This is a genomic window from Rhodococcus sp. RS1C4 (assembly GCF_002258225.1).
GTDB lineage: Bacteria > Actinomycetota > Actinomycetes > Mycobacteriales > Mycobacteriaceae > Rhodococcoides > Rhodococcoides fascians_E.
The window spans coordinates 65,763-91,738 of sequence record NZ_NOXZ01000028.1 but is presented as its reverse complement, the minus strand read 5'-3'; the positions used below and the strand labels follow the sequence as shown (position 1 = coordinate 91,738).

At 65.5% G+C, this 25,976-nt stretch carries 27 protein-coding genes and 1 riboswitch; of the genes, 8 read left to right on the top strand and 19 right to left on the bottom strand.

The window, feature by feature from the left end:
• Positions 1-45 precede the first annotated feature (45 nt).
• The 4 genes from CH289_RS13875 to CH289_RS13860 all read right to left on the bottom strand — a co-directional run bounded on the left by CH289_RS13875 (position 46) and on the right by CH289_RS13860 (position 2,874).
• Complete coding sequence (locus CH289_RS13875) at positions 46-1,200, bottom strand: glutamate--cysteine ligase (protein WP_179276801.1); 1,155 nt, start codon at positions 1,198-1,200, stop codon at positions 46-48.
• Between the two features lie 13 nt (positions 1,201-1,213).
• A complete protein-coding gene (gene sodC, locus CH289_RS13870; RefSeq protein ID WP_027498950.1) occupies positions 1,214-1,909 on the bottom strand; it encodes a superoxide dismutase[Cu-Zn] in 696 nt (231 codons plus the stop codon).
• A 106-nt stretch (positions 1,910-2,015) separates the two neighbouring features.
• Positions 2,016-2,471 carry a LytR C-terminal domain-containing protein gene (locus CH289_RS13865; protein WP_019666643.1) on the bottom strand — a complete coding sequence of 152 codons (456 nt, stop codon included), beginning with the start codon at positions 2,469-2,471 and terminating at the stop codon, positions 2,016-2,018.
• Between the two features lie 73 nt (positions 2,472-2,544).
• Positions 2,545-2,874 (bottom strand): DUF3263 domain-containing protein, encoded by a 330-nt coding sequence (locus CH289_RS13860; protein WP_019666644.1) that lies wholly within the window; start codon positions 2,872-2,874, stop codon positions 2,545-2,547.
• A gap of 279 nt (positions 2,875-3,153) precedes the next feature.
• Here CH289_RS13860 and CH289_RS13855 point away from each other — a divergent pair, with 279 nt between their 5' ends.
• Genes CH289_RS13855 through CH289_RS13845 form a run of 3 tightly spaced genes read left to right on the top strand, consistent with a single transcriptional unit; the run spans position 3,154 to position 5,485 of the window.
• Positions 3,154-3,744: a peptide deformylase gene (locus CH289_RS13855; protein ID WP_019666645.1), complete on the top strand. Its 591-nt coding sequence runs from the start codon at positions 3,154-3,156 to the stop codon at positions 3,742-3,744.
• Positions 3,745-3,748: 4 nt separating this feature from the next.
• Positions 3,749-4,663, top strand: coding sequence for an N-acetylglutamate synthase, CG3035 family (locus CH289_RS13850; protein ID WP_019666646.1), 915 nt, complete (start codon positions 3,749-3,751; stop codon positions 4,661-4,663).
• A 21-nt stretch (positions 4,664-4,684) separates the two neighbouring features.
• The gene (locus tag CH289_RS13845; protein WP_026348066.1) at positions 4,685-5,485 is read left to right on the top strand and encodes an exodeoxyribonuclease III; all 801 of its coding nucleotides are present in this window, start codon (positions 4,685-4,687) and stop codon (positions 5,483-5,485) included.
• Here CH289_RS13845 and CH289_RS13840 read toward each other — a convergent pair.
• The 3 genes from CH289_RS13840 to CH289_RS13830 all read right to left on the bottom strand — a co-directional run bounded on the left by CH289_RS13840 (position 5,455) and on the right by CH289_RS13830 (position 6,883).
• Positions 5,455-6,054: a hypothetical protein gene (locus CH289_RS13840; protein WP_037163880.1), complete on the bottom strand. Its 600-nt coding sequence runs from the start codon at positions 6,052-6,054 to the stop codon at positions 5,455-5,457. The genes CH289_RS13845 and CH289_RS13840 overlap by 31 nt on opposite strands.
• A gap of 87 nt (positions 6,055-6,141) precedes the next feature.
• Complete coding sequence (locus CH289_RS13835; RefSeq protein ID WP_037163882.1) at positions 6,142-6,459, bottom strand: GNAT family N-acetyltransferase; 318 nt, start codon at positions 6,457-6,459, stop codon at positions 6,142-6,144.
• 97 nt (positions 6,460-6,556) lie between these two features.
• Entirely contained in the window at positions 6,557-6,883 is a 327-nt protein-coding gene (locus tag CH289_RS13830) for a GNAT family N-acetyltransferase (protein WP_037163886.1), read from the bottom strand.
• 278 nt (positions 6,884-7,161) lie between these two features.
• On the opposite strand from CH289_RS13830, the gene thiD reads away from it, so the two are divergent.
• Entirely contained in the window at positions 7,162-8,013 is an 852-nt protein-coding gene (gene thiD, locus CH289_RS13825; protein WP_019666651.1) for a bifunctional hydroxymethylpyrimidine kinase/phosphomethylpyrimidine kinase, read from the top strand.
• A 17-nt stretch (positions 8,014-8,030) separates the two neighbouring features.
• Here thiD and CH289_RS13820 read toward each other — a convergent pair whose 3' ends face one another.
• The 9 genes from CH289_RS13820 to thiO form a co-directional block, all read right to left on the bottom strand.
• Positions 8,031-8,810 (bottom strand): adenylate/guanylate cyclase domain-containing protein, encoded by a 780-nt coding sequence (locus CH289_RS13820; RefSeq protein ID WP_230594355.1) that lies wholly within the window; start codon positions 8,808-8,810, stop codon positions 8,031-8,033.
• A gap of 76 nt (positions 8,811-8,886) precedes the next feature.
• Positions 8,887-10,377 (bottom strand): M28 family peptidase, encoded by a 1,491-nt coding sequence (locus CH289_RS13815; protein WP_037143578.1) that lies wholly within the window; start codon positions 10,375-10,377, stop codon positions 8,887-8,889.
• A gap of 25 nt (positions 10,378-10,402) precedes the next feature.
• Positions 10,403-11,200 carry an ABC transporter permease gene (locus CH289_RS13810; protein ID WP_020112594.1) on the bottom strand — a complete coding sequence of 266 codons (798 nt, stop codon included), beginning with the start codon at positions 11,198-11,200 and terminating at the stop codon, positions 10,403-10,405.
• Positions 11,200-12,174: an ABC transporter ATP-binding protein gene (locus CH289_RS13805; protein WP_037162284.1), complete on the bottom strand. Its 975-nt coding sequence runs from the start codon at positions 12,172-12,174 to the stop codon at positions 11,200-11,202. Before CH289_RS13805 ends, CH289_RS13810 begins: the two co-directional genes overlap by 1 nt.
• Positions 12,175-12,344: 170 nt before the next feature.
• Positions 12,345-13,142 (bottom strand): ABC transporter permease, encoded by a 798-nt coding sequence (locus CH289_RS13800; protein ID WP_019668066.1) that lies wholly within the window; start codon positions 13,140-13,142, stop codon positions 12,345-12,347.
• Positions 13,142-14,116 carry an ABC transporter ATP-binding protein gene (locus tag CH289_RS13795; RefSeq protein WP_033188694.1) on the bottom strand — a complete coding sequence of 325 codons (975 nt, stop codon included), beginning with the start codon at positions 14,114-14,116 and terminating at the stop codon, positions 13,142-13,144. Before CH289_RS13795 ends, CH289_RS13800 begins: the two co-directional genes overlap by 1 nt.
• Before the next feature lie 124 nt (positions 14,117-14,240).
• Positions 14,241-14,993, bottom strand: coding sequence for a thiazole synthase (thiG, locus tag CH289_RS13790; protein ID WP_019663279.1), 753 nt, complete (start codon positions 14,991-14,993; stop codon positions 14,241-14,243).
• Complete coding sequence (gene thiS / locus CH289_RS13785) at positions 14,986-15,183, bottom strand: sulfur carrier protein ThiS (RefSeq protein WP_019663278.1); 198 nt, start codon at positions 15,181-15,183, stop codon at positions 14,986-14,988. The genes thiG and thiS overlap by 8 nt, the downstream gene beginning before the upstream one ends.
• The gene (gene thiO / locus CH289_RS13780; RefSeq protein ID WP_037143572.1) at positions 15,180-16,280 is read right to left on the bottom strand and encodes a glycine oxidase ThiO; all 1,101 of its coding nucleotides are present in this window, start codon (positions 16,278-16,280) and stop codon (positions 15,180-15,182) included. The genes thiS and thiO overlap by 4 nt, the downstream gene beginning before the upstream one ends.
• Positions 16,280-16,392, bottom strand: a riboswitch (TPP riboswitch). Its footprint overlaps the gene before it by 1 nt.
• 29 nt (positions 16,393-16,421) lie before the next feature.
• Here thiO and thiE point away from each other — a divergent pair.
• A complete protein-coding gene (gene thiE, locus CH289_RS13775; RefSeq protein WP_019663276.1) occupies positions 16,422-17,102 on the top strand; it encodes a thiamine phosphate synthase in 681 nt (226 codons plus the stop codon).
• Here the strand turns inward: thiE and CH289_RS13770 are convergent.
• Positions 17,099-17,938 (bottom strand): NUDIX hydrolase, encoded by an 840-nt coding sequence (locus CH289_RS13770; protein WP_019663275.1) that lies wholly within the window; start codon positions 17,936-17,938, stop codon positions 17,099-17,101. The genes thiE and CH289_RS13770 overlap by 4 nt on opposite strands.
• Positions 17,939-18,028: 90 nt before the next feature.
• Here CH289_RS13770 and CH289_RS13765 point away from each other — a divergent pair, with 90 nt between their 5' ends.
• Genes CH289_RS13765 through CH289_RS13755 form a run of 3 tightly spaced genes read left to right on the top strand, consistent with a single transcriptional unit; the run spans position 18,029 to position 22,702 of the window.
• Complete coding sequence (locus CH289_RS13765; RefSeq protein ID WP_256977205.1) at positions 18,029-19,327, top strand: hypothetical protein; 1,299 nt, start codon at positions 18,029-18,031, stop codon at positions 19,325-19,327.
• Positions 19,324-20,322 (top strand): transporter substrate-binding domain-containing protein, encoded by a 999-nt coding sequence (locus tag CH289_RS13760; RefSeq protein ID WP_094728060.1) that lies wholly within the window; start codon positions 19,324-19,326, stop codon positions 20,320-20,322. Before CH289_RS13765 ends, CH289_RS13760 begins: the two co-directional genes overlap by 4 nt.
• 1 nt (position 20,323) lies before the next feature.
• Complete coding sequence (locus CH289_RS13755; RefSeq protein ID WP_256977204.1) at positions 20,324-22,702, top strand: serine/threonine-protein kinase; 2,379 nt, start codon at positions 20,324-20,326, stop codon at positions 22,700-22,702.
• On the opposite strand, the gene CH289_RS13750 is transcribed toward CH289_RS13755, so the two are convergent.
• Complete coding sequence (locus CH289_RS13750; RefSeq protein WP_094709939.1) at positions 22,691-23,887, bottom strand: acetate kinase; 1,197 nt, start codon at positions 23,885-23,887, stop codon at positions 22,691-22,693. The genes CH289_RS13755 and CH289_RS13750 overlap by 12 nt on opposite strands.
• The gene (gene pta / locus CH289_RS13745) at positions 23,884-25,959 is read right to left on the bottom strand and encodes a phosphate acetyltransferase (protein ID WP_019663269.1); all 2,076 of its coding nucleotides are present in this window, start codon (positions 25,957-25,959) and stop codon (positions 23,884-23,886) included. Before pta ends, CH289_RS13750 begins: the two co-directional genes overlap by 4 nt.
• Between the last annotated feature and the right edge of the window lie 17 nt (positions 25,960-25,976).

Sequence of the window (25,976 nt, the reverse complement as noted above, 5' to 3'; positions counted from 1 at the left end):
GCATGAACGAAGAATTACATCCAGAAGGTCACGATCGAAGGTCGATCACCGGCGCAGTTCGTCCACCAGCGACTGCACCACGGTGCGAAGGTTTCCGTCGGAATCTGCCGCGACCTTGCGTTGACGTTGATACGACGCGCCCCGCCGGGGAATGTCGGCGACCGACGCCAACTCGTCGGCGCATCCGAGGCGCACCGCGGTGGGCGCGAGTCGTTCGAGGAGATCGTCAAGGTCGTCGGTGACGAGGCGCTCGTTGCTGTCCGCGTCGAGGATGATCTCGGCGTCGAGCCCGTACCGGGCCGCACGCCACTTGTTTTCCTGAACGTGCCACGGGGGCATGCTCGGCAGTGTCTCGCCTGCTTCGAGACGCTGGTCGAGGTCGACGATCAGGCAATGCGTCAGTGCGACCAGCGCGGCGAGCTCACGCTTGGTGGACGCGCCGTCGCACACTCGCACCTCGATGGTTCCCCACTTCGGCGCCGGCCGGATGTCCCAGTGCATTCCGCCGAGCTGTTCGATGACGCCGGTCTTCATCTGGTCTCGAACGAAGCCTTCGAACTGACCCCAGTCCTCGAACTGAAACGGCAGGCCCGCCGTGGGGAGCTGCTGGAACATCAGCGCCCGGTTGCTGGCGTATCCGGTGTCGTTTCCGGACCAGATCGGCGACGACGCCGACAGTGCCAGCAGGTGCGGATACTGCAGCAGCAGCGAGTTGAGAATCGGAAACACCTTGTCCGGCGAGGACACGCCGACGTGGACGTGCACGCCCCAGATCAGCATCTGCCTCCCCCACCACTGCGTGCGAGCGATCAACTCGTCGTAGCTCGGGGTGCTGGTGAGTACCTGCGTCGACCATTCCGCGAAGGGATGCGTGCCGGCACTGAACAGGTCGATGTTCAGCGGGGCCGCAGCGCGCCTGACCAGATCGAGCGACTCGCCCAGGTCGTCCATCGCTTCACCGACGTTCTCGCACACTCCGGTGACGAGCTCGACGGTGTTGCGCAGCAGCTCCTTCGTCACGCGCGGAGTCTCCGCGCCCGCCAGCTCGGTCACGCCGTCCATGACGTCGGCGGCCGAGTTGACGAGATCCAGCGAATCCTTGTCCACCAGCGCGATCTCCCACTCCACGCCGAGGGTCGGGCGCGGGGAGGAATTGAACGCTATGGCAGGAGCGTCGGAGTGGGTGGGGCGGCCCGGCATGTGCGGGAACCGCTTATTCCAGGACCGCGCAGGCGGCGCGGCCACCCGCGTCGCCGGTCATGAGGGTGTTCATGTCGGGAACGGCGCCGCCGTCGGGCAGGGTGTAGCGCGGCGGGATGTTGGCGAAGTTGTCCGGGCCCTCGTGGATGATGACGGATCGTCCGCCGTCGGCGCGGAGGTCGTCGAGGGTGACGGCGTCGGTCGTGGTGACCAGCATGGCCGTTCCGTCCTCGCCGACCTGCAGCGATGTCAGGTCACCGCTGGAGGGGTGTTCGGTGCGGCCGTCGACCTGCAGGTGCCCGCCGGCGGACAGGAAGTTGCCGGGCTCGCCGCCTGCAGGTGCCACGGAGTTGGGCTCGCAGACGCCCGCGGTGTGGATGTGCAGACCGTGGAATCCGGGAGTGAGGCCTTCTGCTTCGACGGTGACGACGAGGTGGTCGCCCTCTTCGACGAACGAGACGGTGCCGACGGTGGTGCCTGCGGCGTTCTCGAACTCGGCTTCGACGGTGCCCTCAGGGCTGTCGGCGGCGACGCCGTGACCGGAGGGATCCTCGTGGCCGGTCCAGACGGGAGGCGTCGTGCCCGCTACGTCGGACGGGGTTTCCGGGGCCGTGCAAGCGACCAGTCCGAATGCGGCGACAGCGACGACGGGAGTAGCGATGCGCCACGACCTGATCGTCCGGGATCGGGCTGTGCTGGTCGATGCCATGGAAAATGCTCCTTCGTCGGACAGGCTGGGCGTTGCGTAGATCATAACTATCCCCGGTAGTAGTCCAGTCGGCAGTAGCCCGGTCGACACGTGGTCGGTCGGGGCTCTACTGGGTGACCATCACGACGACGCTGTCTCCGAACCCGGTCAGTGTGGCCGGCATGGCTTCGGCGGTGGCGCCCAGTTGTTGGGCTATCTCCTGCGCCGCGGCCTCCGCGCCGGAGGCATCTCCGTAGTACACCGTGGTGGCGGGGACCTGGGTCTGGGCGTAGTTGCCCGTTTCGGCGATCGTCCAGCCCTGGGCGGTGAGCGTGTCCGCAGTGGTGGCTGCCAGACCGGAGACGTCGCTGTTGTTCAGCACGCGTACCTCGACCTCGGCCGGTGCGACGGACGTCGTCGGGGCGCTGGTGGTCGAGGCCGCCGGCGCCTGAGCTGCCGGGGAGGTCGCTTCCGCGACTTCGCTGGTGGCCTCGGGGGCGGCCGCTTCTTCACTGTCTCCGGAACCGGTCAACGACAGTGCACCGATCGCTGCGAACAGAATCGCGAGCGAAATGAGAACCATTGCCAAGGCGCGGAGCGGAGGGCCGGACGATTCCGGGTTGGGACTGCTCACACTGGAAGACACTAGTTGACGGCTAGACCTCGAAGCCGAGTCGCCTCGCAGCCCTTGCCTTCTGGCGGCTCGCGCGGAGCCTGCGCAGACGCTTCACCAGCATGGGATCGGCTGCCAGTGATTCCGGGCGGTCGACGAGTGCGTTCAACACCTGGTAGTAGCGAGTCGCGGACATCGAGAAGAGTTCCTTGATGGCTTCTTCCTTTGCGCCTGCGTACTTCCACCACTGGCGCTCGAAGGACAGGATGTCGTGTTCACGACGGGTCAGGCCGTCTGCTCCGACCTCGTTGATGTCCCCCGTGTTTCCCGGTTGCTGAGACTGGTTCGAGTCACGCGCTGCTGCGCCGTCCATCTCACTCCTCGACTTCGCGGATCCGTGTCGACGGATCCCCATCCTGTGCCGTGATGCTGTCCTGTGCCGTCATGCCGGTCCCCACCTTTTGCCACGAGCCCCAGACCCGCGTCGACGCACCCGAGGGGCGGGCAGTCGGCACGAAATTACACACGTGTGTTTCGGTTGTTATTGAACCACGGTGCGCAGTGCTTGGGCACAGCTCGCAGGACGTGCGGCGAGTCGCGCCCCCTCACCGTGTGCACGGAGAGGGGCTTCACGCCAGTATTCTTGTCGACCATGGCAATTCTCCCGATCCGGATAGTCGGCGACCCGGTACTGCACACCCCCACCCGGCCCGTCACCGAGACGCCCGCCGAACTCGCCGACCTTATCGCGAACATGTACGACACGCTCGCCGCCGCCAACGGCGTCGGACTCGCCGCCAACCAGGTCGGCGAACCCCTTCGGCTGTTCATCTACGACTGCCCCGACGAGGGCGAGGACGGCAAGGTCGTCCGTCGCCGCGGCGAGGTGATCAACCCGGTTCTGGAGACGTCGGAGATCCCCGAGACGATGCCGGATCCCGAGGACGACGACGAGGGCTGCCTTTCGGTTCCCGGCGAGCAGTACCCCACCGGACGTGCGGACTGGGCACGCGTCACGGGCACCGACGCCGCGGGCGAGCCCGTCGACATCGAAGGAACGGGTTTCTTCGCTCGCATGCTGCAGCACGAGGTCGGGCACCTCGACGGTTTCCTGTACGTCGACGTCCTCATCGGCCGCAATGCGCGTGCCGCGAAGAAGGCGATCAAACGCGCCGGTTGGGGCAAGCCGGGTCTGTCCTGGGTCCCCGGCACCGTCGAAGATCCGTTCGGCCACGAGGACTGACGCGGTGGGACCGCGGGTCATGCTGCGCTACCGGCTGCCACCCGGCCACAGCCACCCGATGACGGACGTCATCGGCGAACTGATCGAGCACAGCCGGTCGGTGGTCGCGGTGCAGTCCGCGGACGGTCGCGAAGTGAGAGTCGCGCCCGATCGTGTCGTCGCGCTGAAGGAGCTCGGGCCGCGTCCGATTCGCACGTCGGAGATTCGATCGCTGGAACGTGCTGCCGCCGACGGCTGGCCCGGCGTCGAACAGGCCTGGATCGACGGCTGGCTCCTGCGCGCCGGGCACGGGTTCACCGGCCGGGCGAACTCCGCGTTGCCGGTGGAACCGTCGGCCGGTCATGTGTCCCTCGACGACATCGTCCGATGGTTCTCCGAGCGCGGCCTACCTGCCGTGCTCCTGCTGCCCGACCGACTGGGTTCACCGCCCGCCGGGTGGGTGACGCGGGACGAAACACTGGTCATGGCCGCGGACATCTCCCGGTTGGAGCTGCCCGTCGAAACTCTGTCGGTCTTCTCCGACGTGCCCGACGCCGACTGGCTCGGCGTGTACCGCTACCGCGGTCGACCCCTGCCCGACGGTGCGCTCGAGGTCATCTCGTCGGTGCGTGACGGTGTGGCGGCGTTCGGCCGGATCGGCTCGGCGTCCAGCGAGATGCTGGCGATCGGGCGTGCAGCGGTGACGGACGCGCCCGACGGTCGACGCTGGGTCGGTCTGACGGCCATCGAGGTCGCGGAGGCGCATCGACGGAACGGCCTCGGAACGAGGATCTGCGGCGAACTGGTCGCCTGGGGTCGCACGCAGGGTGCGACGCACGCGTACCTGCAGGTCTCGGCGGCCAATGCAGGCGCCGTGGCCATGTACGAGGGCCTCGGCTTCACCGAGCATCATCGCTATCGCTACGCCGACCTCATGTGAGCACCCGTTAGTCTGATCGCCGTGCGATTGGCTACCTGGAATGTGAACTCCGTCCGCTCTCGTCAGGATCGGATCGTGGATTGGCTGCAGCGATCCGACGTCGACGTGCTGGCGATGCAGGAAACCAAGTGCAAGGACGCGCAGTTTCCGTACGAGCGGTTCACCGAGATCGGGTACGAGGTCGCCCATGTCGGCCTCAGCCAGTGGAACGGTGTCGCCTTGCTGTCGCGGGTCGGGTTGGACGACGTGCAGATCGGCTTCGAGGATCAGCCCGGGTTCAGCAAGGACCCGGAGGTCGAGGCGGTGCGCGAGGCGCGGGCCATCGGAGCCACGTGCGGCGGGGTTCGCGTGTGGAGCCTGTACGTACCCAACGGGCGCGAGCTGGCGGATCCGCATTACACGTACAAGCTCGAGTGGCTCGCCAAGCTGCGGGCCGACGCTCAGGCCTGGGTGTCGGCGGACCCGGACGCGCAGATCGCGCTCGTCGGGGACTGGAACATCGCGCCTACCGACGACGATGTCTGGGATCCGGCGTTGTTCGAGGGCAAGACCCACACGTCGCAGCCGGAGCGGGATGCGTTCGAGTCGTTCGCGGAGGTCGGATTCACCGAGGTGACTCGGCAGTTCACGCCCGAGCCGCGGACGTTCACCTACTGGGACTACACGCAGCTTCGCTTCCCGAAGAAGCAGGGACTTCGTATCGACATGGCTCTGGCTTCCCCGGCTCTTGCGTCCCGGGTGACGGGCGCCTCGATCGATCGTGAGGAGCGCAAGGGCAAGGGTGCCAGCGATCACGCACCCGTCGTCGTCGATATTTCCTGACGATCACGCCCCGCAGCGACGTGGACCGCCAGCGCTGCTACGCCGGCGAGAACGAGCAGTCCGTGCGCAACACGCAACCACGGGGGCGCGAAGAACTGCGGAAGAAACAGGACGAAACCCGACGCGAAGAGCGCGGACTGCCAGCCGGGCACGCGCCGCGCAAGTGCAACGGTGCCGATGGCCACGAGGATCAGTCCGGCACCGAACATCACCGTTTGTGTGGGGCCGTATCGGATGGGTTCGGCGAGGTCGATCAGCCGAAGATCGCCGGTGCTCAGCGCGTCGGATCCCAGCACGTGGAGTGCGAACGTCTCGGCGCCGTAGTACGGCAGTGTCAGTCCGACGCCGACCCACGTCGTCACTTCGGCGACGGCGCCGACGTTCATCGTGCGTACTGCGAGAGCGAGCGTGATGAAGCCGAGCATCGCGCTGACGTGCGCCCCTACCCACAGTCCGGACGCGAACGCGTCGGCGCCTGCCTGCCCTGACTCGGAGGAGTAGGGCCTCAGAACGGGATAGACGGCGAACAGAACGCCCGTGGCGACCAGAAGCCCGACAGTCGATCGCATGCGTGCCCTCCTTCAGGATGCGAGAGCGGTGCTCTCGTTCTGAAGTGAGTATTCACCAGGCACACGGAGAAAACAAGAGCACTGCTCTCAGTCCGGTGCGACGAGATCGAGGAATTCCGGGTTCCGGGCCAGATAGCGCTGGACGTACGTGCATACCGGAAGAATGGACCAGCCCCGGTCGCGTGCGGTGTTGAGTGCACCCCTGACGAGTACACCCGCCCAGCCGCGGTCACCGAAGTCTTCCGTGACGACCGTGTGCATGAACGCGACAGCGGCGTCACTGCCTGAACGGCGGTATCCGAGGATACCGATGAGCTCGCCCCCGACGAAGAGGTCGAATCGGTGATGCTCGGCGTTGTCCACTATGCGAACCGACGCTGCCAGCGTGCTCGACGTGTGATCCATCCCCCGAGTAGAGCGGAGGTCGGCCCGTCACGAGGGACAGTCGGCTACTTGGATAGCAATTCGACGTCGCACCGAACCCGGACCGTTACCGGACGACTCAGAGCGGAACGACCACGTCGGAGTAATCCGGATTGGCGGCGAGGAACCGCTGTACGTACGTACACACCGGCTTCACCTTCCATCCATACGAGCGCGCACTGTCGAGGGATCGGCGGACGAGGATAGCCGCGAGGCCTTGATGGCCGAAGTCCTCGGTGACGACGGTGTGCATGAACGACACGACGTGCGTACGGGCTCCGCGCCTCTGCGTGTTCTCGACTTCGAAGTAGCCGACGATTCCCACCAGATCACCGTTGAGCCGCAACTCGAAACGATTCTGGTCGGTGTTGATGGAGACATCAGCACTGGGAGTACTGGCAAGCATGGGTCACCTCCTTTGCATTTCCGGGATGTGCAGTGAAGCAGTTACATGTGACGTGCACCACTATTAAACATGCGATCAGATAGCTTGTCACCCGTTTGTAGCAACAAACCTTCGGTTCCGTAGGTATGCAACCTCCATGCAACACAGACCCTGGTATCGGTCATACAGAGTTTCCATCACCGTTGTGATGCAACAACATTCATGCACTACTGTGCATCTCCCGAAGGTGCGGTAAAACCGGGCGTCCTCCACACCGGCCGTGCCGGTACTGTCGCGATGTGAAGTTCCTACCGCTGCCCCCCAACGGCTCCACGCCGGTTCGCGCTCTGACCATTGCCGGGACCGATTCCGGCGGCGGTGCGGGCATTCAAGCGGACAGCCGCACCATGGCGATGTGCGGGGTGCACGCGTGCGTCGCCGTCGCCGCGGTGACCGTGCAGAACACCGTCGGCGTCAGTGGCTTCCACGAAATCCCGCCGGCCGTCGTCGCAGACCAGGTCCGCACCGTCGTCGGCGACATCGGAATCAGCGCCGCCAAGACCGGCATGCTGGCGTCGACAGCCATCATCGAAGCCGTCACCGATGTCTGCACCGAGGTCGGCATCGGTAAGAACGGCACGATCCCGCTCGTCGTCGATCCGGTGTGCGCGTCGATGCACGGTGATCCGCTTCTGCACGCGGAGGCGTTGGACGCCATTCGGAACGTTCTGATCCCCATCGCCACTGTCGTCACCCCCAATCTCGACGAGGTTCGCCTCATCACCGGCATCGACGTGATCGACGACGCCACCGCCCGCCGGGCGGCCGAAGCGCTGCATGCGTTGGGCGCGGGGTGGGCGATAGTGAAGGGCGGTCACTTACGCACGTCGACGACCAGCACGGACATCCTGTTCGACGGCGATACCTTCACCGAATTCTCCCGGCCGCGAATCGACACGGGCAACGATCACGGAGGTGGAGACACGTTGGCTGCCGCCATCGCCAGCGCGCTGGCCAACGGGTATTCGGTGCCGGACGCGGTCGCGTTCGGCAAGGACTGGGTCACCGAGTGCCTCGCGGCGTCGTACGACCTGGGCGCAGGCCACGGTCCCGTCTCTCCGCTGTGGAGGCTGCACGTCCAAAGCTCGTAGGGCGCGCTGGACCCCGGTCAGCGGTGGCGTACCAGCCGGAGAATCTTCAGGTCCTCGGGTACGCCGGTGAGTTTGGGGGCGAAGAATCCGCGACGGTAGGGCCGCGGAACCAATCCGAGTGCGTCGACCGTGTCGGGGTGTACTGCGTCGAACGCGTTCCGGGAGATCATCAGGTTGCCGTTACCGCCGGTTTGCATGACGCGGGCGGCGATGGTGACGTCGACGCCGAGCCAGTCGGATCCGATCTGTCGCGGATTTCCGGTGTGAATCCCGACCCTCATGGTCGGTGCGTATCCGTCGACGTCGACCTCCGACAGCGCCGTCCGTGCCGCGACCACCGCTTCGAGCGCCTGGTCGGGTCGGTAGAAGACCGCCATGATGCCGTCGCCCAGCCTCTTGACGACGTGTCCACCGCCCGCGGCGACGGCCGGCTCGACTGCCTGGGACACCTTCCTCAGCAGGGTCAGAGTCGCGGCGTCGCCTGCGACGAGGGACCACGACGAGAATCCCACCAGATCGGTGAAGACGATGGTCACGTCGCGTTCTCCCCGGCCTCGGCCGGTTCTCTCGAGCACTGCCTGCCACACCTGAAGTGCTCCGAGTCCGATTTCTCGGGTGGCACCAGGCTCGTCACCTCGGAACTTGTCGGCTACGCGGGCCACGGCGAGTGCCGACCCTTCGCCTGCCAGGGACAGCGGATCACCGAACGTGGGGTCGCCCGGCAGAACCCGTCGGAATCTCCGCACCACGTCGACGACCCCTGGGCTGCGGTTGACATCCTGCACCCAGCCGACCATCGACGACAGTTTCACGACACGAAGCGTAACCGAGGGTTACAGACACTTCGTAGCCCGAAGATCCCCGGTTCGTGGGTCACTGGCCCGAACGCGCCTGGGTGCGGGCGTCCCCGACCGGAACGCCGTTGGGTCCTTCGACCGACTGCGCGTACGTGCCGATTCCGAAACCGATCGCCGACGCGTTCTTCGCGAGTGCCTCGCGATCGACGTTCGCGAGTGTGTCCTCGGCGGTGTGGTAGTTCTCGTCGTAGGTCTCCCCGGCCGTGCCGCCCCACTTCTCTGCTTGTTCGGGGGTCTTCTCGTCGTCGGCGCCGCTGAACACTCCGCCTGCCGGGATGCCGGCGGCAATGAACGGGCCGTAGTCGGATCGGCCGTCGAAATCGGTTCCGTCGACGGCGATTCCTTCTCCGCCGAGGTAGTCGACGAACACACGCTCGATGGCGTCGGACCCTGCCGGTCCAGCCGGTTCGCCGACTTTGTCGGAGTCGTCTCCGTCGTACGCGAGGTATCCGGCGTTGTGCGAGCCGATCATGTCGAAGTTGAGGTACAACGCGATGTCGGCCTTGTCCTCGTCGCTCAGGCCCTCGACGTAGGCAGTCGATCCGACGAGTCCGTTCTCTTCCGCGCCCCAGAACGTGAACCGGACGGCGTTGGTCACGTCCGGCTCGCTGCCGAGTTGCAGCGCGGATTCCAACACCGCCGCGGTGCCGCTGCCGTTGTCGTTGATGCCCGGGCCTTCCTCGACGCTGTCCAGGTGGGCGCCCGCGACCACGACGTTCGAGGTGTCTCCCGTCGAGGTCTGCGCGATGATGTTGCGGCTCTTGGTCGTTGTGGTGACCGTGTCCAGCGTGAGCGTCAGTTCCGGCGCCGACGCGACGGCCGCGCCGTCCTCCTGCGAGACGCCGCCCGTCGGGATCTTGGCGTCGTCCTTGCTGCCGAGAGTGCCGTTGTCCACGGGCCCGGGGACGTTGTTGACCACGACGACCGCGACGGCGCCGAGGTCCGCCGCGACGGTTTGTTTGGCGACGAAGGGACACAGACCCCGGTTCACGACAACGATGGCACCGCTGACGTCGAGTCCGTCGTAATCGGTTGCCTCGCAACCGGGTGACTCGTCGGCGGGAGCTGCGACGACGCGTGCGGTGATGCCGTCCTCGGGGGTGGCTGGAGAGTATCCGAGGGCTTTGACCGAGATCTGCTCGTCTCCGGCCGACAGCAACTCGGTGTCCACCGTGAACTGGTCGAAGTCGAATTCCGGTGTCTCGACGTCGAATCCGGCTGCCTGCAGTTTTCCGCTCACGTAGTCGACGCTGGCGTCGTATCCGGAGGTGCCGGCGGCGCGGTTGCCGTTGTTCTCCGACGCGATCCGTTCGAGCTCCTCGAGGTGAGCGACCACGGCGTCGCCGGTGACGGCGTCCGCGAGCCCTGGGCCGTCGGGACTGGAGATCGGCGTCGGAACCGACACGGCCGGCTGCTCCTCGGCCCCGGAGTTGTCCGAGGACGTGGAGCAACCGGCCAGGACGAGCGCGCCGACTGCGAAACTTGCAAGCAAGGTCTTCCGTGGCATGGAAGCACCCTAGCTTCTCCGGCCGTCAGGCGTCTCGATGATCGGTGACGAACACTGCGGCGCCGAACACGATGGCGGTGAAGACCACGAAGTAGACCAGGCTCCCCCACGGTCCCCAGTGGAAGTCGACTCCGCCGTCGGATCCGAGGAAGTGAGAGGCATTGAGCCAGGGCAGGAACGGTTGCACCGCGCGACCGAAGGATCCGAACAGGCCGAAGAGGTTCTCGACCACCAGCGGCCACAGCAACAGCAGTGCGATGGCGCCTGCGGACTGGCGAAGAAGGGCACCGACTCCGACGGCGACGACGATCTGCAGGAAGGCGAGGATCGCGGTCCCGTAGATGACGCGCCACGTGCCGTCGATGTCGAAGCTCAGCAGTTCGCCTGCCTCGGCGCCTGCGAACACCTTGGCGATGTAGAACGCGCCGAGACCGAGGACGAAGCTCAGCACCAGCCCCAGAACACCGATCAGAAATGCCTTGGCGACGAGAACCGATGCGCGATTGGGCATCGCCTGGAACGTCGTACGGATGACGCCGAAGCGATACTCGCTGGTCACCGTCAAGGCGGCCAGGATCATCAACACCATGACTCCGAAACCTCCGACGCCGCTGCCGACCGCGTCGTAGACGGTGGGGAGGTACGGATCGTAGTCCGGTGTGTCACCCTGAGCCACTTGATCTTTGTAGGATTCGAGGCCGAGTTCGGAGGTGAATCCGACGATTCCCGCGAGGCCCAATCCGAGGACGATCACCGCGATCGTGCACCACCAGGGTGACTTCGTCGAGGTGATCTTGATACGTTCCGCAGCCAACACACCCATCAGAGAGCACCACCCATCGCCTTGTAATCCGACCCCTGACCGTCCACACCATCAGCACCCGCACCGTGATACTGAACATCCTCACCCGTCAGCTTCATGAACGCCTCCTCCAAAGACCCACGCTGCGAGGACAACTCATGCAACACGATCTGATGCCGAGCAGCGATATCACCGATCACCTCGGTCGTCGAATCCGTAACCACGATCGCCGGCTGCAACTGATCCACCCCCGCAGGCTCACGCACCGTCAACCCCGCCGACGTCAACGCACTCCGCAACGCATCCAACTGAGGACTACGCACCTTCACCGACGCCTCCGACGCATGATCGATGAAATCCTGCACCGACGTATCCGACACCAACCGACCCCGACCGATCACCACCAGATGCTCCGCCGTCTGCGCCATCTCCGACAACAGATGACTCGACACCAACACCGTCCGACCCTCCGCCGCCAAACGCTGCATGAACTTACGAATCCACACAATGCCCTCAGGATCGAGACCATTCACCGGCTCATCGAACAACAACACCTTCGGATCCCCCAACAACGCCCCCGCCAGACCCAACCGCTGCGACATACCGAGCGAGAAACCACCCGCATTCTTCTTCGCAACCTCACTCAGCCCCACCAACCGAAGCACCTCGTCCACACGAGACCTCGGAATACCGTTCGACGCAGCCATCCACTCCAAATGCGCACGCGCAGAACGATTCGGATGCACCCACTTCGCATCCAACAACGCACCCACACTCCGCAACGGCTGCTTCAACTCGCCATACGGCTTACCCTCGATCAACGCCTGACCACTCGTCGGACGATCCAGACCCAAAATCATCCGCATCGTCGTCGACTTCCCCGCACCATTCGGCCCGAGAAAACCCGTCACAATCCCCGGCTTCACGGAAAAAGACAGATCATCGACCGCCTTCACCGCACCGTACTGCTTCGTCAACCCCGTCACTTCGATCATGAACGGAAATACTGCCCTGTTCCGGTTCGTACCGCATCGCTCGGAAGTATTCTTTCGAGTCGTTCTCACGGATGACGGAAAGCGGAATTTCGTCAGGGTTTTCCCTGAGATGCAAAGAACCTCCGAAGGTATTCCTTCGGAGGTTCTTTGCGGTTTATATTACTTTACACTCACGCGTCCCGGCGGTTGACGACCAGCAATGCTGCACCGAACACGACGGCGGTGAAGATCGCGAAGTAGACCAGGCTTCCCCACGGTCCCCAGTGATAGTCGACGCCTCCGGCTTCACCGAGGAAGTGGCTGGCGTTTCCGAAGGGCAGGAACGGCTGGATCGCGCGGCCGAAGGATCCGAACAGTCCGAACAGCGACTCGACCAGTAGCGGCCAGAGCAGCAGCAGTGCGATGGCGCCTGCGGACTGGCGAAGAAGCGCACCGACTCCGACGGCGATGAACACCTGCAGGAAGGCCAGGATCGCGGTTCCGTAGATCGCTCGCCAGGTGCCGTCGATGTCGAAGCTCAGCAGAGCGCCTGCATCCGGTCCGGCGACTGCCTTACCGATGTAGAACGCCAGCAGTCCGAGAACGAACGTCAGCACGAAACCGAACACACCGATGAGCGACGCTTTCGCGACCAGCACTGCGGCGCGGTTCGGGACCGCCTGGAACGTGGTTCTGATGATGCCGAAGCGGTATTCGCTGGTCACCGTCAGCGCAGCCAGGATCATGAGGACCATGAGCCCCATGCCGCCGACGCCACTGCCGACCACTTCGAAGACCGACGGTAGGTAGGGCTCGAATTCGGGTTTGTTGCCCTCGGCGATCTGGTTGTTGTAGGACTGCAGACCCAGTTTGGCCGCCAGTCCCACCGCGAAGGCAAGCCCCAACCCGAGGGCGATGATGGCGATCGTGCACCACCAGGGTGACTTCGTCGAGGTGATCTTGATACGTTCCGCAGCCAACACACCCATCAGAGAGCACCACCCATCGCCTTGTAATCCGACCCCTGACCGTCCACACCATCAGCACCCGCACCGTGATACTGAACATCCTCACCCGTCAGCTTCATGAACGCCTCCTCCAAAGACCCACGCTGCGAGGACAACTCATGCAACACGATCTGATGCCGAGCAGCGATATCACCGATCACCTCGGTCGTCGAATCCGTAACCACGATCGCCGGCTGCAACTGATCCACCCCCGCAGGCTCACGCACCGTCAACCCCGCCGACGTCAACGCACTCCGCAACGCATCCAACTGAGGACTACGCACCTTCACCGACGCCTCCGACGCATGATCGATGAAATCCTGCACCGACGTATCCGACACCAACCGACCCCGACCGATCACCACCAGATGCTCCGCCGTCTGCGCCATCTCCGACAACAGATGACTCGACACCAACACCGTCCGACCCTCCGCCGCCAAACGCTGCATGAACTTACGAATCCACACAATGCCCTCAGGATCGAGACCATTCACCGGCTCATCGAACAACAACACCTTCGGATCCCCCAACAACGCCCCCGCCAGACCCAACCGCTGCGACATACCGAGCGAGAAACCACCCGCATTCTTCTTCGCAACCTCACTCAGCCCCACCAACCGAAGCACCTCGTCCACACGAGACCTCGGAATACCGTTCGACGCAGCCATCCACTCCAAATGCGCACGCGCAGAACGATTCGGATGCACCCACTTCGCATCCAACAACGCACCCACACTCCGCAACGGCTGCTTCAACTCGCCATACGGCTTACCCTCGATCAACGCCTGACCACTCGTCGGACGATCCAGACCCAAAATCATCCGCATCGTCGTCGACTTCCCCGCACCATTCGGCCCGAGAAAACCCGTCACAATCCCCGGCTTCACGGAAAAAGACAGATCATCGACCGCCTTCACCGCACCGTACTGCTTCGTCAACCCCGTCACTTGAATCATGGGGTCCACTGTGCCCGATCGACGGGTGCTCGCACATCGCCCGCGAGTCGCGATTCGACTCATCCTTTCGGATGACACCCGTACCTAGGTGAGTGGTTGTGTAGGCCCTGGCCTACACAACCACTCACATAGGAGAACTGGCCTGGGCCCAGAAACGTTTGGGAATGCGGCCCGCGCGGCGGGCCTCGAATCCGGCGCTCACCGCGTGCCGCATCGCCGACGCCATCAGTGCGGGGTCTTTGGCGCGGGTCACGGCGGTGGCGAGAAGAACTGCGTCGCACCCGAGTTCCATCGCCACGGCTGCGTCGCTGGCGGTGCCGATGCCTGCGTCGAGGATGACAGGAACGCCTGCCGCGTCGACGATCATCTCGATGTTGTGTGGGTTGGAGATGCCGAGTCCGGTGCCGATCGGCGCACCGAGTGGCATGACGGCGACGCAGCCGATGTCTTCGAGTCTGCGTGCCAGGACGGGGTCGTCGGTGGTGTACGGGAGTACGTTGAACCCGTCGTCGACGAGTTGCTCTGCGGCCTTGACCAGTTCGATGGCATCGGGCAGCAGTGTTCGCTCGTCGGCGATGACTTCGAGCTTCACCCAGTCGGTTTCGAGTGCTTCGCGTCCGAGCTGTGCAGTGAGAACGGCTTCGGAGGCGCCGCGACAGCCGGCGGTGTTGGGCAGGGGTGCGATGTCGAGCTTGCGCAGTAGATCGAGGACACCGGTGCCGCCTGCGGCGTCGACGCGTCGCATGGCCACGGTGGTCAGCTCGGTGCCCGACGCCACCAGCGCCTCTTCCAGGACGGTCAGGTTCGCTGCTCCTCCGGTGCCCATGATGAGTCGGGATTCGAAGGTTCTGTCCGCGATAGTCAGCACGTCAGCCACCCTGCACCGCGGTGAGGATTTCGATGGTCCAGCCGGGTTCGACGGTGGTGGCGTCCCATCGGCTCTTCGGCAGGACTGTTCCGTCGACGGCGACGGCGATGCCCGTGTCCGGCATGGACAGATCGGCGAGGAGTCGACGCATCGTCAGCCCCTCGGAGAGTGCGTGTTCTTCGCCGTTGACGGTGATCATCGGTGCCTTCCTGTCTCGAATCGGGCTGGATCTGCAGCCTTGGCTTCGGGGAGTGTGTCGCCGGTGAGTAGTGCGGCGACAGCGTCTGTGGTGATGGGTGTCAGCAGGATTCCGTTGCGTCCGTGTCCGGCGGCGACGATGACGCGTTCGGAGACGCGGCCGATGAGTGGTAGGCCGTCGGGGCTCATGGGGCGCAATCCGGCGGCGGCTTCGTGTAGTTCGTATTCGCCGATGCTGGGCATCAGTCGTTCGGCGTCGGCGATGAGGTCGCGGACTCCGGCGACGGTGACCTGGGTGTCGTGGCCGGATTCGTACTGGGTGGCGCCGACGACGAGGCCGTCGCCGCGTGGCACGAGGTAGATGGGGCGGCCGTGGACGCTGCCTCGGATGGTTCGGCTGGGCGGAGCCGTCGCGCTGGGTCGTCGTCGGAGTCGGAGTATTTCGCCTTTGACTGGTCGGACGGGGATGTCCGGGAGAAGGGCGGAGACCTGCGCTCCGGCGGCGACGACGATTCGGTCGGCAGTCAGGGCGTCGAGGTCGGTCACCTGTTCGGCGACGAAGTCGACGCCGGCTGCGGACGCTGTCAGTGCGTCGACGAGGGCGCGGTTGTCGACGGCCTGTTCCGTCGGCGCGAGAAGTCCGAGGCGGATGTTCTGCGCGAGCGAAGGTTCGAGTTCGCGGATCTGCGCCCGGTTCAGGATGTCCAGCTGGTGCCCGTGTTCGCCGACGAATTCTGCGATGGTCCGCAGGTCCTGGGCGTCGGCGGCGTCGAGTGCGACGGTCAACGAGCCCGATGCGGTGAACACGTCGACTCCGAGCTCGCGTGCGAACTCGGGCCAGCGGTCCAGCGAGCGCGCCCCCAGCTTCAGTAGTTCGTGTTCGCCCGGCCATCCCTCGGACAGCGGTGCGAGCATTCCGCCGGCCACCCAGGACGCGCCCGACCCGATGTTCGGGTCGTACAGCTGGACCGACCATCCGTCGCGCTGCGCCCTGGCTGCGACGGCGAGGCCGATGACGCCGCCTCCGACGACGGCAAGCGTTCCGAGCCCCGACTTTTCGAACTGCGGCCCGTCGAACTGCGACTTTTCGAACTTCACCGAGAACCACCCTCACTCCCTGCGCCGGCATGATCCGGTTCAGGTATTGACGGTAAGGACGGGCGTGTCCACTCTCAGCCCCGCGTACCCCAGGACTCCCGTGTATCTGTCTTTCCGACGAGAAGACTACCGTCTGGAGACGTGCATCCCACTCAGAGCTCCCGTGAACGCTTGAACTCTGCCCGCCTGTACCTGTGCACCGACGCCAGGCGCGAGCTCGGCGATCTAGCCCAGTTCGCCGAGGCGGCACTGTCCGGCGGCGTCGACATCATTCAGCTTCGCGACAAGAACTCCGCAGGTGAGCGTGAGTTCGGTCCGCTGGAGGCCAAGGACGAACTGGCTGCGCTGGCCGTTCTGTCCGCGGCCACCAGGCGTCACGGCGCGCTGCTGGCCGTCAACGACCGCGCGGACCTGGCGTTGGCGTCGAACGCCGATGTGTTGCATCTGGGCCAGGGCGATCTGCCGGTGCATTACGCGCGGCAGATCCTCGGACCGGATGTGGTGATCGGACGTTCGACGCAGAACCGTAGCCAGGCGAGTCTGGCGGCGATCGAGGACGGTGTGGACTACTTCGCGACCGGGCCGGTGTGGGCGACGCCGACGAAGCCGAATCGCAAGGCCGCGGGCCTCGAACTGGTGCGCAGCACGGCCGACTCGGCTCCGACACGGCCGTGGTTCGCCATCGGCGGTGTCGACGCCGACAACGTCGACGAGGTCCTTGCGGCCGGCGCGGACCGTGTTGTGGTCGTGCGTGCCATCACGCAGGCCCGCGACCCTCAGGCCGCAGCTCAGGCGCTGGCGGAGAAGCTGAAAGGCAACTAGCTCAGCCAGGCGAGGACGGTCGATGGTGGGAGCACCTGCACCGCCGTCGGCAACCGTTCCTTCAGGCCGCGGTCCGCGGTGACGAGCGCGGTCAGCGCGCTGCCGTCGTGTGCGCGCCGAGCGAGTTCGTCGTCGCCGCTGCCCGACGCATGGATGACGGGGACTCGGGCGTCGTCGAATCGGGCTGCGCGGGCGTCGCCTTCGAGGACGGCTTCGATGGTGGTGAGCCACCCGTAGGTGCCGCCGGGCAGTTCGACGGTGCGCGGCAGGACGTCGGCGAGGGAGGTCAGCAGCTCGCCGGTTGCGCCGCTGCGGTCCTTCCACCAGCCGTTGGGGCGGGAGCCGAGCACGTTGGCGGTGTCGAGCAGTACGCGGAGAGGTTCGGTCCGCAAGGTGGGCCAGCTCGCCGCGAAGCCGGGGTGCAGAGGCAGGGCGTCGACCATGCTTTCGGGAACCCAACGCAGTTCGGTGCTTTCACCGTTCGGGGTGGTGGGAAGCTGAGTGTCGGCGTCGGCGACGACGGTGGTGTACGTCCAACCGCTCGGGGCCGTCGCGGTGAGCTTTTCTCCTCGGACGTTGAGCCGGGCCGCGCCGATTCCTGCTTCTTCGTCGGCTTCACGGACGGCGGCCGTCACTGCGCTCTCGTGCGAGTCCTTCGCGCCGCCCGGAAGCGCCCAGGTTCCGCCCTGGTGACTCCAGAGGGCGCGGTGTTGCAGCAGTACCGTCGGCTCACCGTCTGCGGACGGTGCACGCAGGAGCAGACCTGCGGCTCCGTACCTTCCCCAGTGTCGCGTGCCGTTCTCCCCGACTACCCACCCGTCACCGTCGCCGCGCATACCTCCACACCTTAGGGGACTGCACCTTCGGAGTGTTCGCCGTCCACGTACGCACCGCGGGCGGAAACTTATATGCTCGAACCTGTGAACGTGGTCGGCACTACACCCACTGCTGCCGTACCTCCCACGACGGCCGCCACGGCCTCGGAGAGCGACTCGCGGCGTGAGTTGCGGCGCCTGGCACGGTCGACGCCTGCGCGCATGATCGCCCTGGGCGGTCTGCTGATCGTGTTGCTGGTCGCGACGGGGTTCGTGACGAGCGAGGCTGTGTCCGATCGCGAGTCCACGCTCGATTCGTTGTTGGTGCGCACCGAGCCTCTGGCCAATTCCGCGCAGAATCTGTACGGCGCCCTGTCGGTCGCGGATGCCGCGGCGTCGACGGCGTTCATCTCCGGTGGCCTGGAACCTCAGGCGGTGCGTGATCGGTACGCGCAGGCCATCGGCGACGCGGGCACCGAGCTGATCCGGGCGTCCGGCGGGCTCGGCGAGTCCGACACCGAGGCCAGGGACGCTCTCACGGAGATCGGTGCGGCACTGCCGGTGTACACGGGCCTCGTCGAGACCGCCCGTTCCAACAATCGGAGTGGCAATCCCGTCGGATCGTCGTACCTCGGTGAGGCGTCCACGCTGATGCAGACCTCGCTGCTTCCCCGCGCCGAGGGCCTGTACACGGCGCAGGCATCGCGGGTGTCGACGGATCAGGAAAGGTTCGTCCACCCACCGGTGTTCGCTATCGCGACCATCGTCGTCGTCCTCGGACTGCTGGTGTTGGCTCAGCTGTACTTGTCGCGGCGCACGCACCGGACCCTGAACTGGGGGTTTCTGACGGCGTCGGGTCTGGTCACGGTGCTCCTCGGGTGGATGCTGGTGGCCGGGCTCATCTCCGCGACCGCGACCGACCGTGCGCTGGACCGCGGTGTCACCCCGCTGCAGAAGCTCACCACGGGGTTCATCCTCGCTCAGCAGGCCAGGTCCGACGAGACTCTCAACCTCGTGCGCCGCGGCAGCACCCGCGAGTACGACGCCGAATTCAACGACAACACGCAGAAACTGGCCGATCTGTTCGACGGTGATGCGGCGATGACGGAGTCGTTGGCCAAGTGGAAGACCGCGCATCAGCGGATCGACGACGCGTTGGCCGTCGGCGATTTCAACACCGCCGTCACCATCGCGACGGGAAGCGGCGTCGCAGATTCGGCGGTTCAGTTCAAGGCTCTCGACGACATGCTGATCGCCGGCATCGAACAGGGCCGCAACGAGCTTCGGGGCAACGTCGAGCGAGCCAAGACCTCCCTCGTCGCGTTGAGCTCCGGAGCCATCGTCCTCACGATCGCCGCTGCGGCGGGCGTCGCAGGCGGTCTCGTTCCAAGGTTGCGTGAGTACCTGTGAACCGAATTCTTCTCGTCGTCGCCGCGATCCTCGTGGGTCTGCTCACCACCAGTTGCGTTGCACCGGAGGCGTTGCCGCCCGAGCCGGACATCAGTTACACCGAACCACCCATGCCCGACGGTGCGGGCCCGGCAACGGGTGCACCGGAAGTCGACTCCCCCGACCCGCAGTGCGCGCGCCCGACGGCCAGTCTTCGTCCCCTGCAGTTCGGACCGGGACAGGCCGGTCTTGCCCCGGAGAACACGCCACCGTCTCCGACCGTCGACCAGATCCGAGAGCGCGGTCGACTGATCGTCGGGCTGGACACCGGCAGCAACCTTTTCAGCTTCCGTGATCCGATGACCGGCAAGCTCGTCGGGTTCGACGTCGACATCGCGCGCGAGATCTCACGCGACCTCTTCGGTGACCCGGATCGAGTGGACTTCCGCATCCTGACCTCCGCGGAACGTATCGAGGCCTTGCAGAACTCGACGGTCGACGTGGTGGTCAAGACCATGACCATCACCTGTGCGCGCAAGGAGGAAGTGTCGTTCTCCACGGTGTACTTCCAGGCGCAGCACCGGGTGCTCGCGGTCAAGAACTCCGGCATCAACGGTGTTGCGGACCTGGCGAATCGACGCGTCTGCGCGGTCGACGGCACGACGTCGCTGCGGCGGCTGCAGCGCATCGTCCCGACTGCGCAGATCACCACGGCCGCGATGTGGTCCGACTGCCTCGTCGTCCTCCAACAACGTCAGGTCGACGCAATCAGCACCGACGACACGATCCTCGCCGGTCTCGCCGCGCAGGATCCGTACCTGGAACTCGTCGGCGACAGCCTGAGCCCCGAGCCGTACGGTGTCGGAATCAAGAAGGAGAGTGAGGATCTGGTGCGGTTCGTCAACGGCACCCTGGAGCGAATCCGCGGTGACGGAACCTGGAACCGCCTGTACTCCCGCTGGCTGTCGGTCCTGGGCAGCTCGCCCGGCCCGCCGTTCCCCCAGTACGTGGACTGACATGAGCGCCCGAGACCCCGAGACTCCGACCGGTCGATCCACCGCGCCCTCACAGCGCACCGAAGCCGTGTCCCGTACCGAGGCCGTGTCCCGTACCGAGGCCGTGTCCCGTACCGAAGCCGTCGCCAGAACCGAAGCGTCCGAGCGCACCCAGGCCGCCGACAGGACTCAGGCTTCTCCTGTGTCGCAGGTTCGTTCGTCGCGTACGTCCGGGAGGACGAGGCCGACTCGGTCGAATCGAACGGATCCTCGCCGACGCCTCGGCGCGGGCCTGGTGGACATTCCTCGTGTCGATCCTGTCGATCCTGCGACGGCGGTGATGTCGGATCCCACTGTTCCGCAACGCAAACGGTTCTGCTGGAAATGCAACTCACCGGTCGGCCGGAGTGCAGACGGTGAGCCGGACAAGCCGTCGGGCATCTGTCCTCATTGCGGCTCGACGTACGATTTCACGCCGCTGCTCGAGCCGGGCGATCTCGTCGTCGGGCAGTACGAGGTGCAGGGGTGCATCGCGCACGGCGGTCTCGGTTGGATCTACCTGGCCATCGACCGCAACGTCAGCGATCGCTGGGTGGTGTTGAAGGGTCTGCTGCACTTCGGTGACGACGAGGCCCACGCGGTCGCCGTCGCCGAGCGTCAGTTCCTCGCGGAGGTGGCGCACCCGAGCGTCGTGAAGATCTACAACTTCGTCGAGCAGCCACGTACCGACGGCACCCGCATCGGGTTCATCGTCATGGAGTACGTGGGTGGGCGTTCGTTGCGGGACATTCTGTCCTCTCGCAAGGACGCCGAGTCGGGTGCGCGGGTTCGGATGCCGGTGGAGCAGGCCATCGCCTACGTGCTGGAGGTTCTTCCCGCGTTGTCCTACCTGCACTCCATCGGGTTGGTGTACAACGATCTCAAGCCCGAGAACATCATGGTCACCGACGATCAGATCAAGCTCATCGATCTCGGCGCGGTCGCGGGTATCGAGGATTTCGGATACCTCTACGGCACTGCCGGATATCAAGCCCCGGAGATCGTCGAGACCGGCCCGACGGTGGCGTCGGACATCTACACCGTCGGGCGCACGTTGGCGGTTCTCACTCTGGACATGCCGCAGACGAAGGGAAAGTACGACCCGGGCATTCCGTCGCCGGAGGATCACGAACTGCTCCGCCGTTACCCCTCGTTCCATCGATTGCTGCTGCGCGCCACCAATCCCGATCCGGCACAGCGGTTCTCCACCGCCGACGTGCTGGCCAGCCAGGCCACCGGTGTACTCCGCGAGATTCTGTCGCTGCAGACCGGAACGGAACGTCCCGGCCTGTCGACGGCGTTCAGTCCGCCGCGCACCACGTTCGGCACCGAAGAATCCGTCGGGCGCACGGACACGTACGTCGACGGCAAGGTGCGCGGCGACAGAATCAGTGCTCGCGACGTCGTCTCCGCGCTTCCTGTTCCCTTGGTCGATCCACTCGATCCGAGCGCACCTCTACTGGCGGCGGCGGTGCACAGCGAACCGCAGCAGACGCTCGATTCCCTTGCGCACGCCCGCCGCAACGGTATCGAGAGGTTCGCCGACGGATCGCCGGGCGGACTCGAGATCACCCTCGCGGAGGTGAAGGCGCACATCGACCTCGGAGATACCGGGACCGCGCAATCGGTGCTGAACCAGGTGATCACCGACGGCCCCGATCCGTGGCGGGTCGAGTGGTACTCCGGCCTTCTGGACCTGTTGCGCAACGAGTTCTCCGACGCATCGACGCATTTCGAGAACGTTCTCGATGCGATGCCGGGTGAGCTGGCCCCCAAGATCGCCTTGGCCGCGAGCGCCGAGCTGATCATGGAGGGCACCTCCGTCCAGGAGCCGGAAGAGCGCGAGAAGTGGCGGGCCTGCGCCGAGTCGTACTATCTCTCGGTGTGGCGCACCAATCGCGCCGTCGTCAGCTCCGCCTTCGGCCTTGCGCGCCAGATGATGTATCGCAGCGACCCCACCGCGGCCGTCGGAGTGCTGGATCAGGTTCCCATCAGCTCGCGGCACTACGCCGTCGCTCGTATGACGAGTGTGCTGACGCTGTTGATGGATCGGCCGTCCCCCGACCTCGAGGAGGACGACTTCCGCGAGGCCGCGAGACGTGTCGCCATGCTCCCCCGGCGCGAACCTCGAGCGTTGCAGATGCGCACGTTGGTTCTGGCGATGGCAATGGACTGGGTTCGGTCCGGTCATGCTGTCGAGACCGAACGTGAGCCGATTCTCGGTGCCCCGTTCACCGAGACGGGCCTGCGCTCGGGCACCGAGACCGGGTTACGCGCCCTTGCCCGTAACGCGACCGACCGCGCGCACCGCTACACGCTCGTCGACCTCGCCAACGCCATCAGGCCACAGTCACTCTTCTGACCCGTTCTGCTCCGACACGACCTGTTCGGTGGCGCGGGCGATGGCGAGTTCTTCGTCGGTCGGGACGACGAGGACGGTCACCGCCGAGTCGTCGGTCGAGATCACACGAGCATCCTTGCTGCGTACGGCATTTCGCTCGGAGTCGACGACGATACCGAACCCTTCCAGCGACGCCAGGGCGTCGGCGCGTACCGCGGAGGCGTTCTCGCCGACGCCGGCGGTGAACGTGATGGCGTCGAGTCGGCCCAGGTTCACCATGTAGGCACCGATGTACTTGCGGAGACGGTGGATGTAGACGTCGTAGGCGAGTGCGGCGTCGTCGTCACCGTCGTCGATCTTCTGGGCGAGCACTCGGAAGTCGTTGACACCTGCGAGTCCTTTGAGCCCGGAATTCCGGTTCAGCAACTTGTCGATCTCGTCGACGTCCATGTCCGCGTTGCGCCGTAGATGCATGACGACGCCCGGGTCGATGTCACCGCTGCGGGTGCCCATGACCAGGCCTTCCAAGGGCGTCAGGCCCATCGAGGTGTCGATCGGAACGCCGCTGCGGATCGCGGATGCAGACGCTCCGTTGCCCAGGTGCAACACGATCTGGTTCAGGTCGTCTCGGCCGAGGAACTCCGACACCCGACCGGACACGTACTCGTGCGACGTGCCGTGGAAGCCGTAGCGCCTGATCCCGTTCCGGCGGGCCACGTCTCGGTCGATCGCGTACGTGGCCGCGGCGGCGGGCAGCGAATGGAAGAACGCAGTGTCGAACACGGCGACGTGCGGGATGGACGGCAATTGTTCGCGCGCAACGTCGATGCCGAGTACGTTGGGTGGATTGTGCAGCGGCGCAAGCGCACTGAGGTCGGAGATCTGCTTGACGACCGCGTCGTCGATCAGCGTCGGTCGGTAGAAGATCTCCCCGCCGTGTACGACGCGGTGGCCCACCGCCGTCACGTCGGAACCCAGCTCCACTCCCGCGTTCTCCAGCATCTCGAACGCGACGGCGAGACCGACACCGTGATCGGCTATCTCCCGGCGGTTCTCGATCTCCTCACCGTGGAACTCGAGGACGACGCGACCTTCCGGCTCCCCGATCTGCTCGACCAGCCCGGAGGCGACGGACCGGCCGGTCTCGGGTTCCACCAGTTGGAACTTCACCGACGACGAACCGGAGTTGACGACGAGGACGCTCATGCCTGGTGCCCCTGTGCCTGGATGGCCGTGATGGCAACGGTGTTGACGATGTCCTCCACCAGTGCACCGCGAGAGAGGTCGTTGACGGGCTTGCGAAGACCCTGCAGAACCGGCCCGACCGCGACGGCACCTGCGCTGCGCTGCACCGCCTTGTACGTGTTGTTGCCCGTGTTGAGGTCCGGAAAGATGAACACCGTTGCGCGGCCGGCGACATCGGAATCGGGCAGCTTGGACTTCGCGACGGACGGCTCTATCGCTGCGTCGTACTGAATCGGGCCCTCCACGAGCAGTTCCGGGTTTCGTTCCCGCACGAGCCGCGTGGCCTCGCGTACCTTGTCGACGTCGGCGCCGGTTCCCGAGTCGCCGGTGGAATAGGACAGCATCGCGATGCGGGGTTCGATGCCGAACTGAGCGGACGTGGTCGCCGACGAGATCGCGATGTCGGCCAGTTGCTCCGCCGTCGGGTCCGGCACGATAGCGCAGTCGCCGTAGGCGAGAACGCGGTCGGACAGGCACATCAAGAAGATGCTCGAGACGGTGTCGACGCCGTCGGCCGTCTTGATGATCTCGAACGACGGACGGATCGTGTGGGCTGTGGTGTGGGCGGCGCCGGACACCATGCCGTCGGCAATTCCCTTGTACACCATCATGGTTCCGAAGTACGAGATGTCGGTCATGATCTCGCGTGCCCGCTCGATGCGCATGCCCTTGTGCTTGCGTAGTTCGGTGTACTCGGCGGCGAAGTCCTCGGCGTGGTCCGAGGTCTTGGGGTCGAGCACCTGCGCGTCGCCGAGGTCGACCCCGAGTTCCGCTGCGCGACGCCGGATGGGGCCTTCCTCGCCGAGGATCGTCAGCGTGGCCACCTGCCGCTGCAGCAGCCTGCCCGCCGCACGAAGGATTCGGTCGTCACCGCCCTCGGGGAGGACGATGTGTTTCTGATCGGCGCGAGCGCGGTGGATCAGCTGGTACTCGAACATCTGCGGGGTGGTGATCGACGGAATGCTCAGCTCCAGCCGATCCAGCAGGGCCCGTGCGTCGACCCGCTGTTCCATCAGGCTCAGTGCGGTGTCCACCTTGCGCTGCGAGCCGACGGCCACCCGGCCACGTGCTCTCGCGGCCGCGGAGGCGGTGTCGAACGTACCGAGGTCTGTCGTCAGGATCGGCAGTTTGGGACCGAGACCGGACACGAGCCTGGCGATCGCGGGGTGCGGCGCGATGCCCCCGTTCATGATGATGCCGGCGAGCGAGGGAAAGCCCTCTGCTTCATGGGCGTTGACCAGTGCCAGCAGCACGTCCGAGCGGTCGGCCGGGGCGATGACCACCACCGAATCCGTCAGACGCTCGAGGATGTGCTCGGCCGTCATCCCGCCGACCATGACCCGAAGCGCTTCGCGTTGCATGAGCTCGGGGTCTCCGCTGTAGAGCTTTCCGTCGACGGCCTCGAGCAGCTCGGCCATCGTCGGAGCGATCAGCAGTGGGATCTCCGGCAGGCTCCACGCCGGCACTCCGAGCGGTGTCAGTGCCTCGGTGACCTCGTCGAGCTTGTCGGGGTCGCATCGGTTGGCGACGATCGCGGCGAGGTGCGCGTGGTGCTGACGAAGCTCGGCCTGACACAGCTGCGCCAATTGGACGATCTCGCTCGTCGACCGTTCCGAGCCTCGAAGTGCAAGCAGCACAGGCGCGCCGAGGTTCGCTGCGACACGGGCGTTGAAACTCAGTTCCGACGGGCTGCCGACGTCCGTGAAATCGCTGCCGACGATCACCACTGCGTCGCACTGCGCGGCGACGTCGTGGAAGCGTGAGACGATCTCGCCGAGCGCGGCGTCGGGATCGGCGTGCACGGCCTCGTAGGTGACGCCGAGTGACTGCTCGTAGGACAGATCCGCCGTCGTGTGGTCGACGAGAAGTTCCAGAATGTAGTCGGTTTCCGTCGTCGACCTCGCGATGGGCCGGAAGACACCGACCCGGGCCGCAGACGCACACAGCATCTGGAGCACTCCGAGTGCAATGGTCGACTTACCGGTGTCGCCCTCGGGTGAGGCGATGTAGATGCTCGATGCAGGCTCGGCCATGGGAGTCAGCGTACTGG

Excerpts from the sequence above, each read along its gene's own strand:
- CH289_RS13770 (WP_019663275.1), bottom strand. The coding sequence starts at position 17,938 with ATGCGCGGCGACGGTGACGGGTGGGTAGTCGGGGAGAACGGCACGCGA.
- CH289_RS13755 (WP_256977204.1), top strand. The coding sequence starts at position 20,324 with ATGAGCGCCCGAGACCCCGAGACTCCGACCGGTCGATCCACCGCGCCC.
- CH289_RS13860 (WP_019666644.1), bottom strand. The coding sequence starts at position 2,874 with ATGGACGGCGCAGCAGCGCGTGACTCGAACCAGTCTCAGCAACCGGGA.
- CH289_RS13855 (WP_019666645.1), top strand. The coding sequence starts at position 3,154 with ATGGCAATTCTCCCGATCCGGATAGTCGGCGACCCGGTACTGCACACC.
- CH289_RS13830 (WP_037163886.1), bottom strand. The coding sequence starts at position 6,883 with ATGCTTGCCAGTACTCCCAGTGCTGATGTCTCCATCAACACCGACCAG.
- pta (WP_019663269.1), bottom strand. The coding sequence starts at position 25,959 with ATGGCCGAGCCTGCATCGAGCATCTACATCGCCTCACCCGAGGGCGAC.
- thiS (WP_019663278.1), bottom strand. The coding sequence starts at position 15,183 with ATGATCACCGTCAACGGCGAAGAACACGCACTCTCCGAGGGGCTGACG.
- CH289_RS13820 (WP_230594355.1), bottom strand. The coding sequence starts at position 8,810 with ATGGTCGGCTGGGTGCAGGATGTCAACCGCAGCCCAGGGGTCGTCGAC.
- CH289_RS13805 (WP_037162284.1), bottom strand. The coding sequence starts at position 12,174 with ATGATCGAAGTGACGGGGTTGACGAAGCAGTACGGTGCGGTGAAGGCG.
- CH289_RS13875 (WP_179276801.1), bottom strand. The coding sequence starts at position 1,200 with ATGCCGGGCCGCCCCACCCACTCCGACGCTCCTGCCATAGCGTTCAAT.
- CH289_RS13800 (WP_019668066.1), bottom strand. The coding sequence starts at position 13,142 with ATGGGTGTGTTGGCTGCGGAACGTATCAAGATCACCTCGACGAAGTCA.
- CH289_RS13815 (WP_037143578.1), bottom strand. The coding sequence starts at position 10,377 with ATGCCACGGAAGACCTTGCTTGCAAGTTTCGCAGTCGGCGCGCTCGTC.
- CH289_RS13865 (WP_019666643.1), bottom strand. The coding sequence starts at position 2,471 with ATGGTTCTCATTTCGCTCGCGATTCTGTTCGCAGCGATCGGTGCACTG.
- CH289_RS13840 (WP_037163880.1), bottom strand. The coding sequence starts at position 6,054 with ATGCGATCGACTGTCGGGCTTCTGGTCGCCACGGGCGTTCTGTTCGCC.
- CH289_RS13750 (WP_094709939.1), bottom strand. The coding sequence starts at position 23,887 with ATGAGCGTCCTCGTCGTCAACTCCGGTTCGTCGTCGGTGAAGTTCCAA.
- CH289_RS13810 (WP_020112594.1), bottom strand. The coding sequence starts at position 11,200 with ATGGGTGTGTTGGCTGCGGAACGTATCAAGATCACCTCGACGAAGTCA.
- CH289_RS13835 (WP_037163882.1), bottom strand. The coding sequence starts at position 6,459 with ATGGATCACACGTCGAGCACGCTGGCAGCGTCGGTTCGCATAGTGGAC.
- CH289_RS13795 (WP_033188694.1), bottom strand. The coding sequence starts at position 14,116 with ATGATTCAAGTGACGGGGTTGACGAAGCAGTACGGTGCGGTGAAGGCG.
- sodC (WP_027498950.1), bottom strand. The coding sequence starts at position 1,909 with ATGGCATCGACCAGCACAGCCCGATCCCGGACGATCAGGTCGTGGCGC.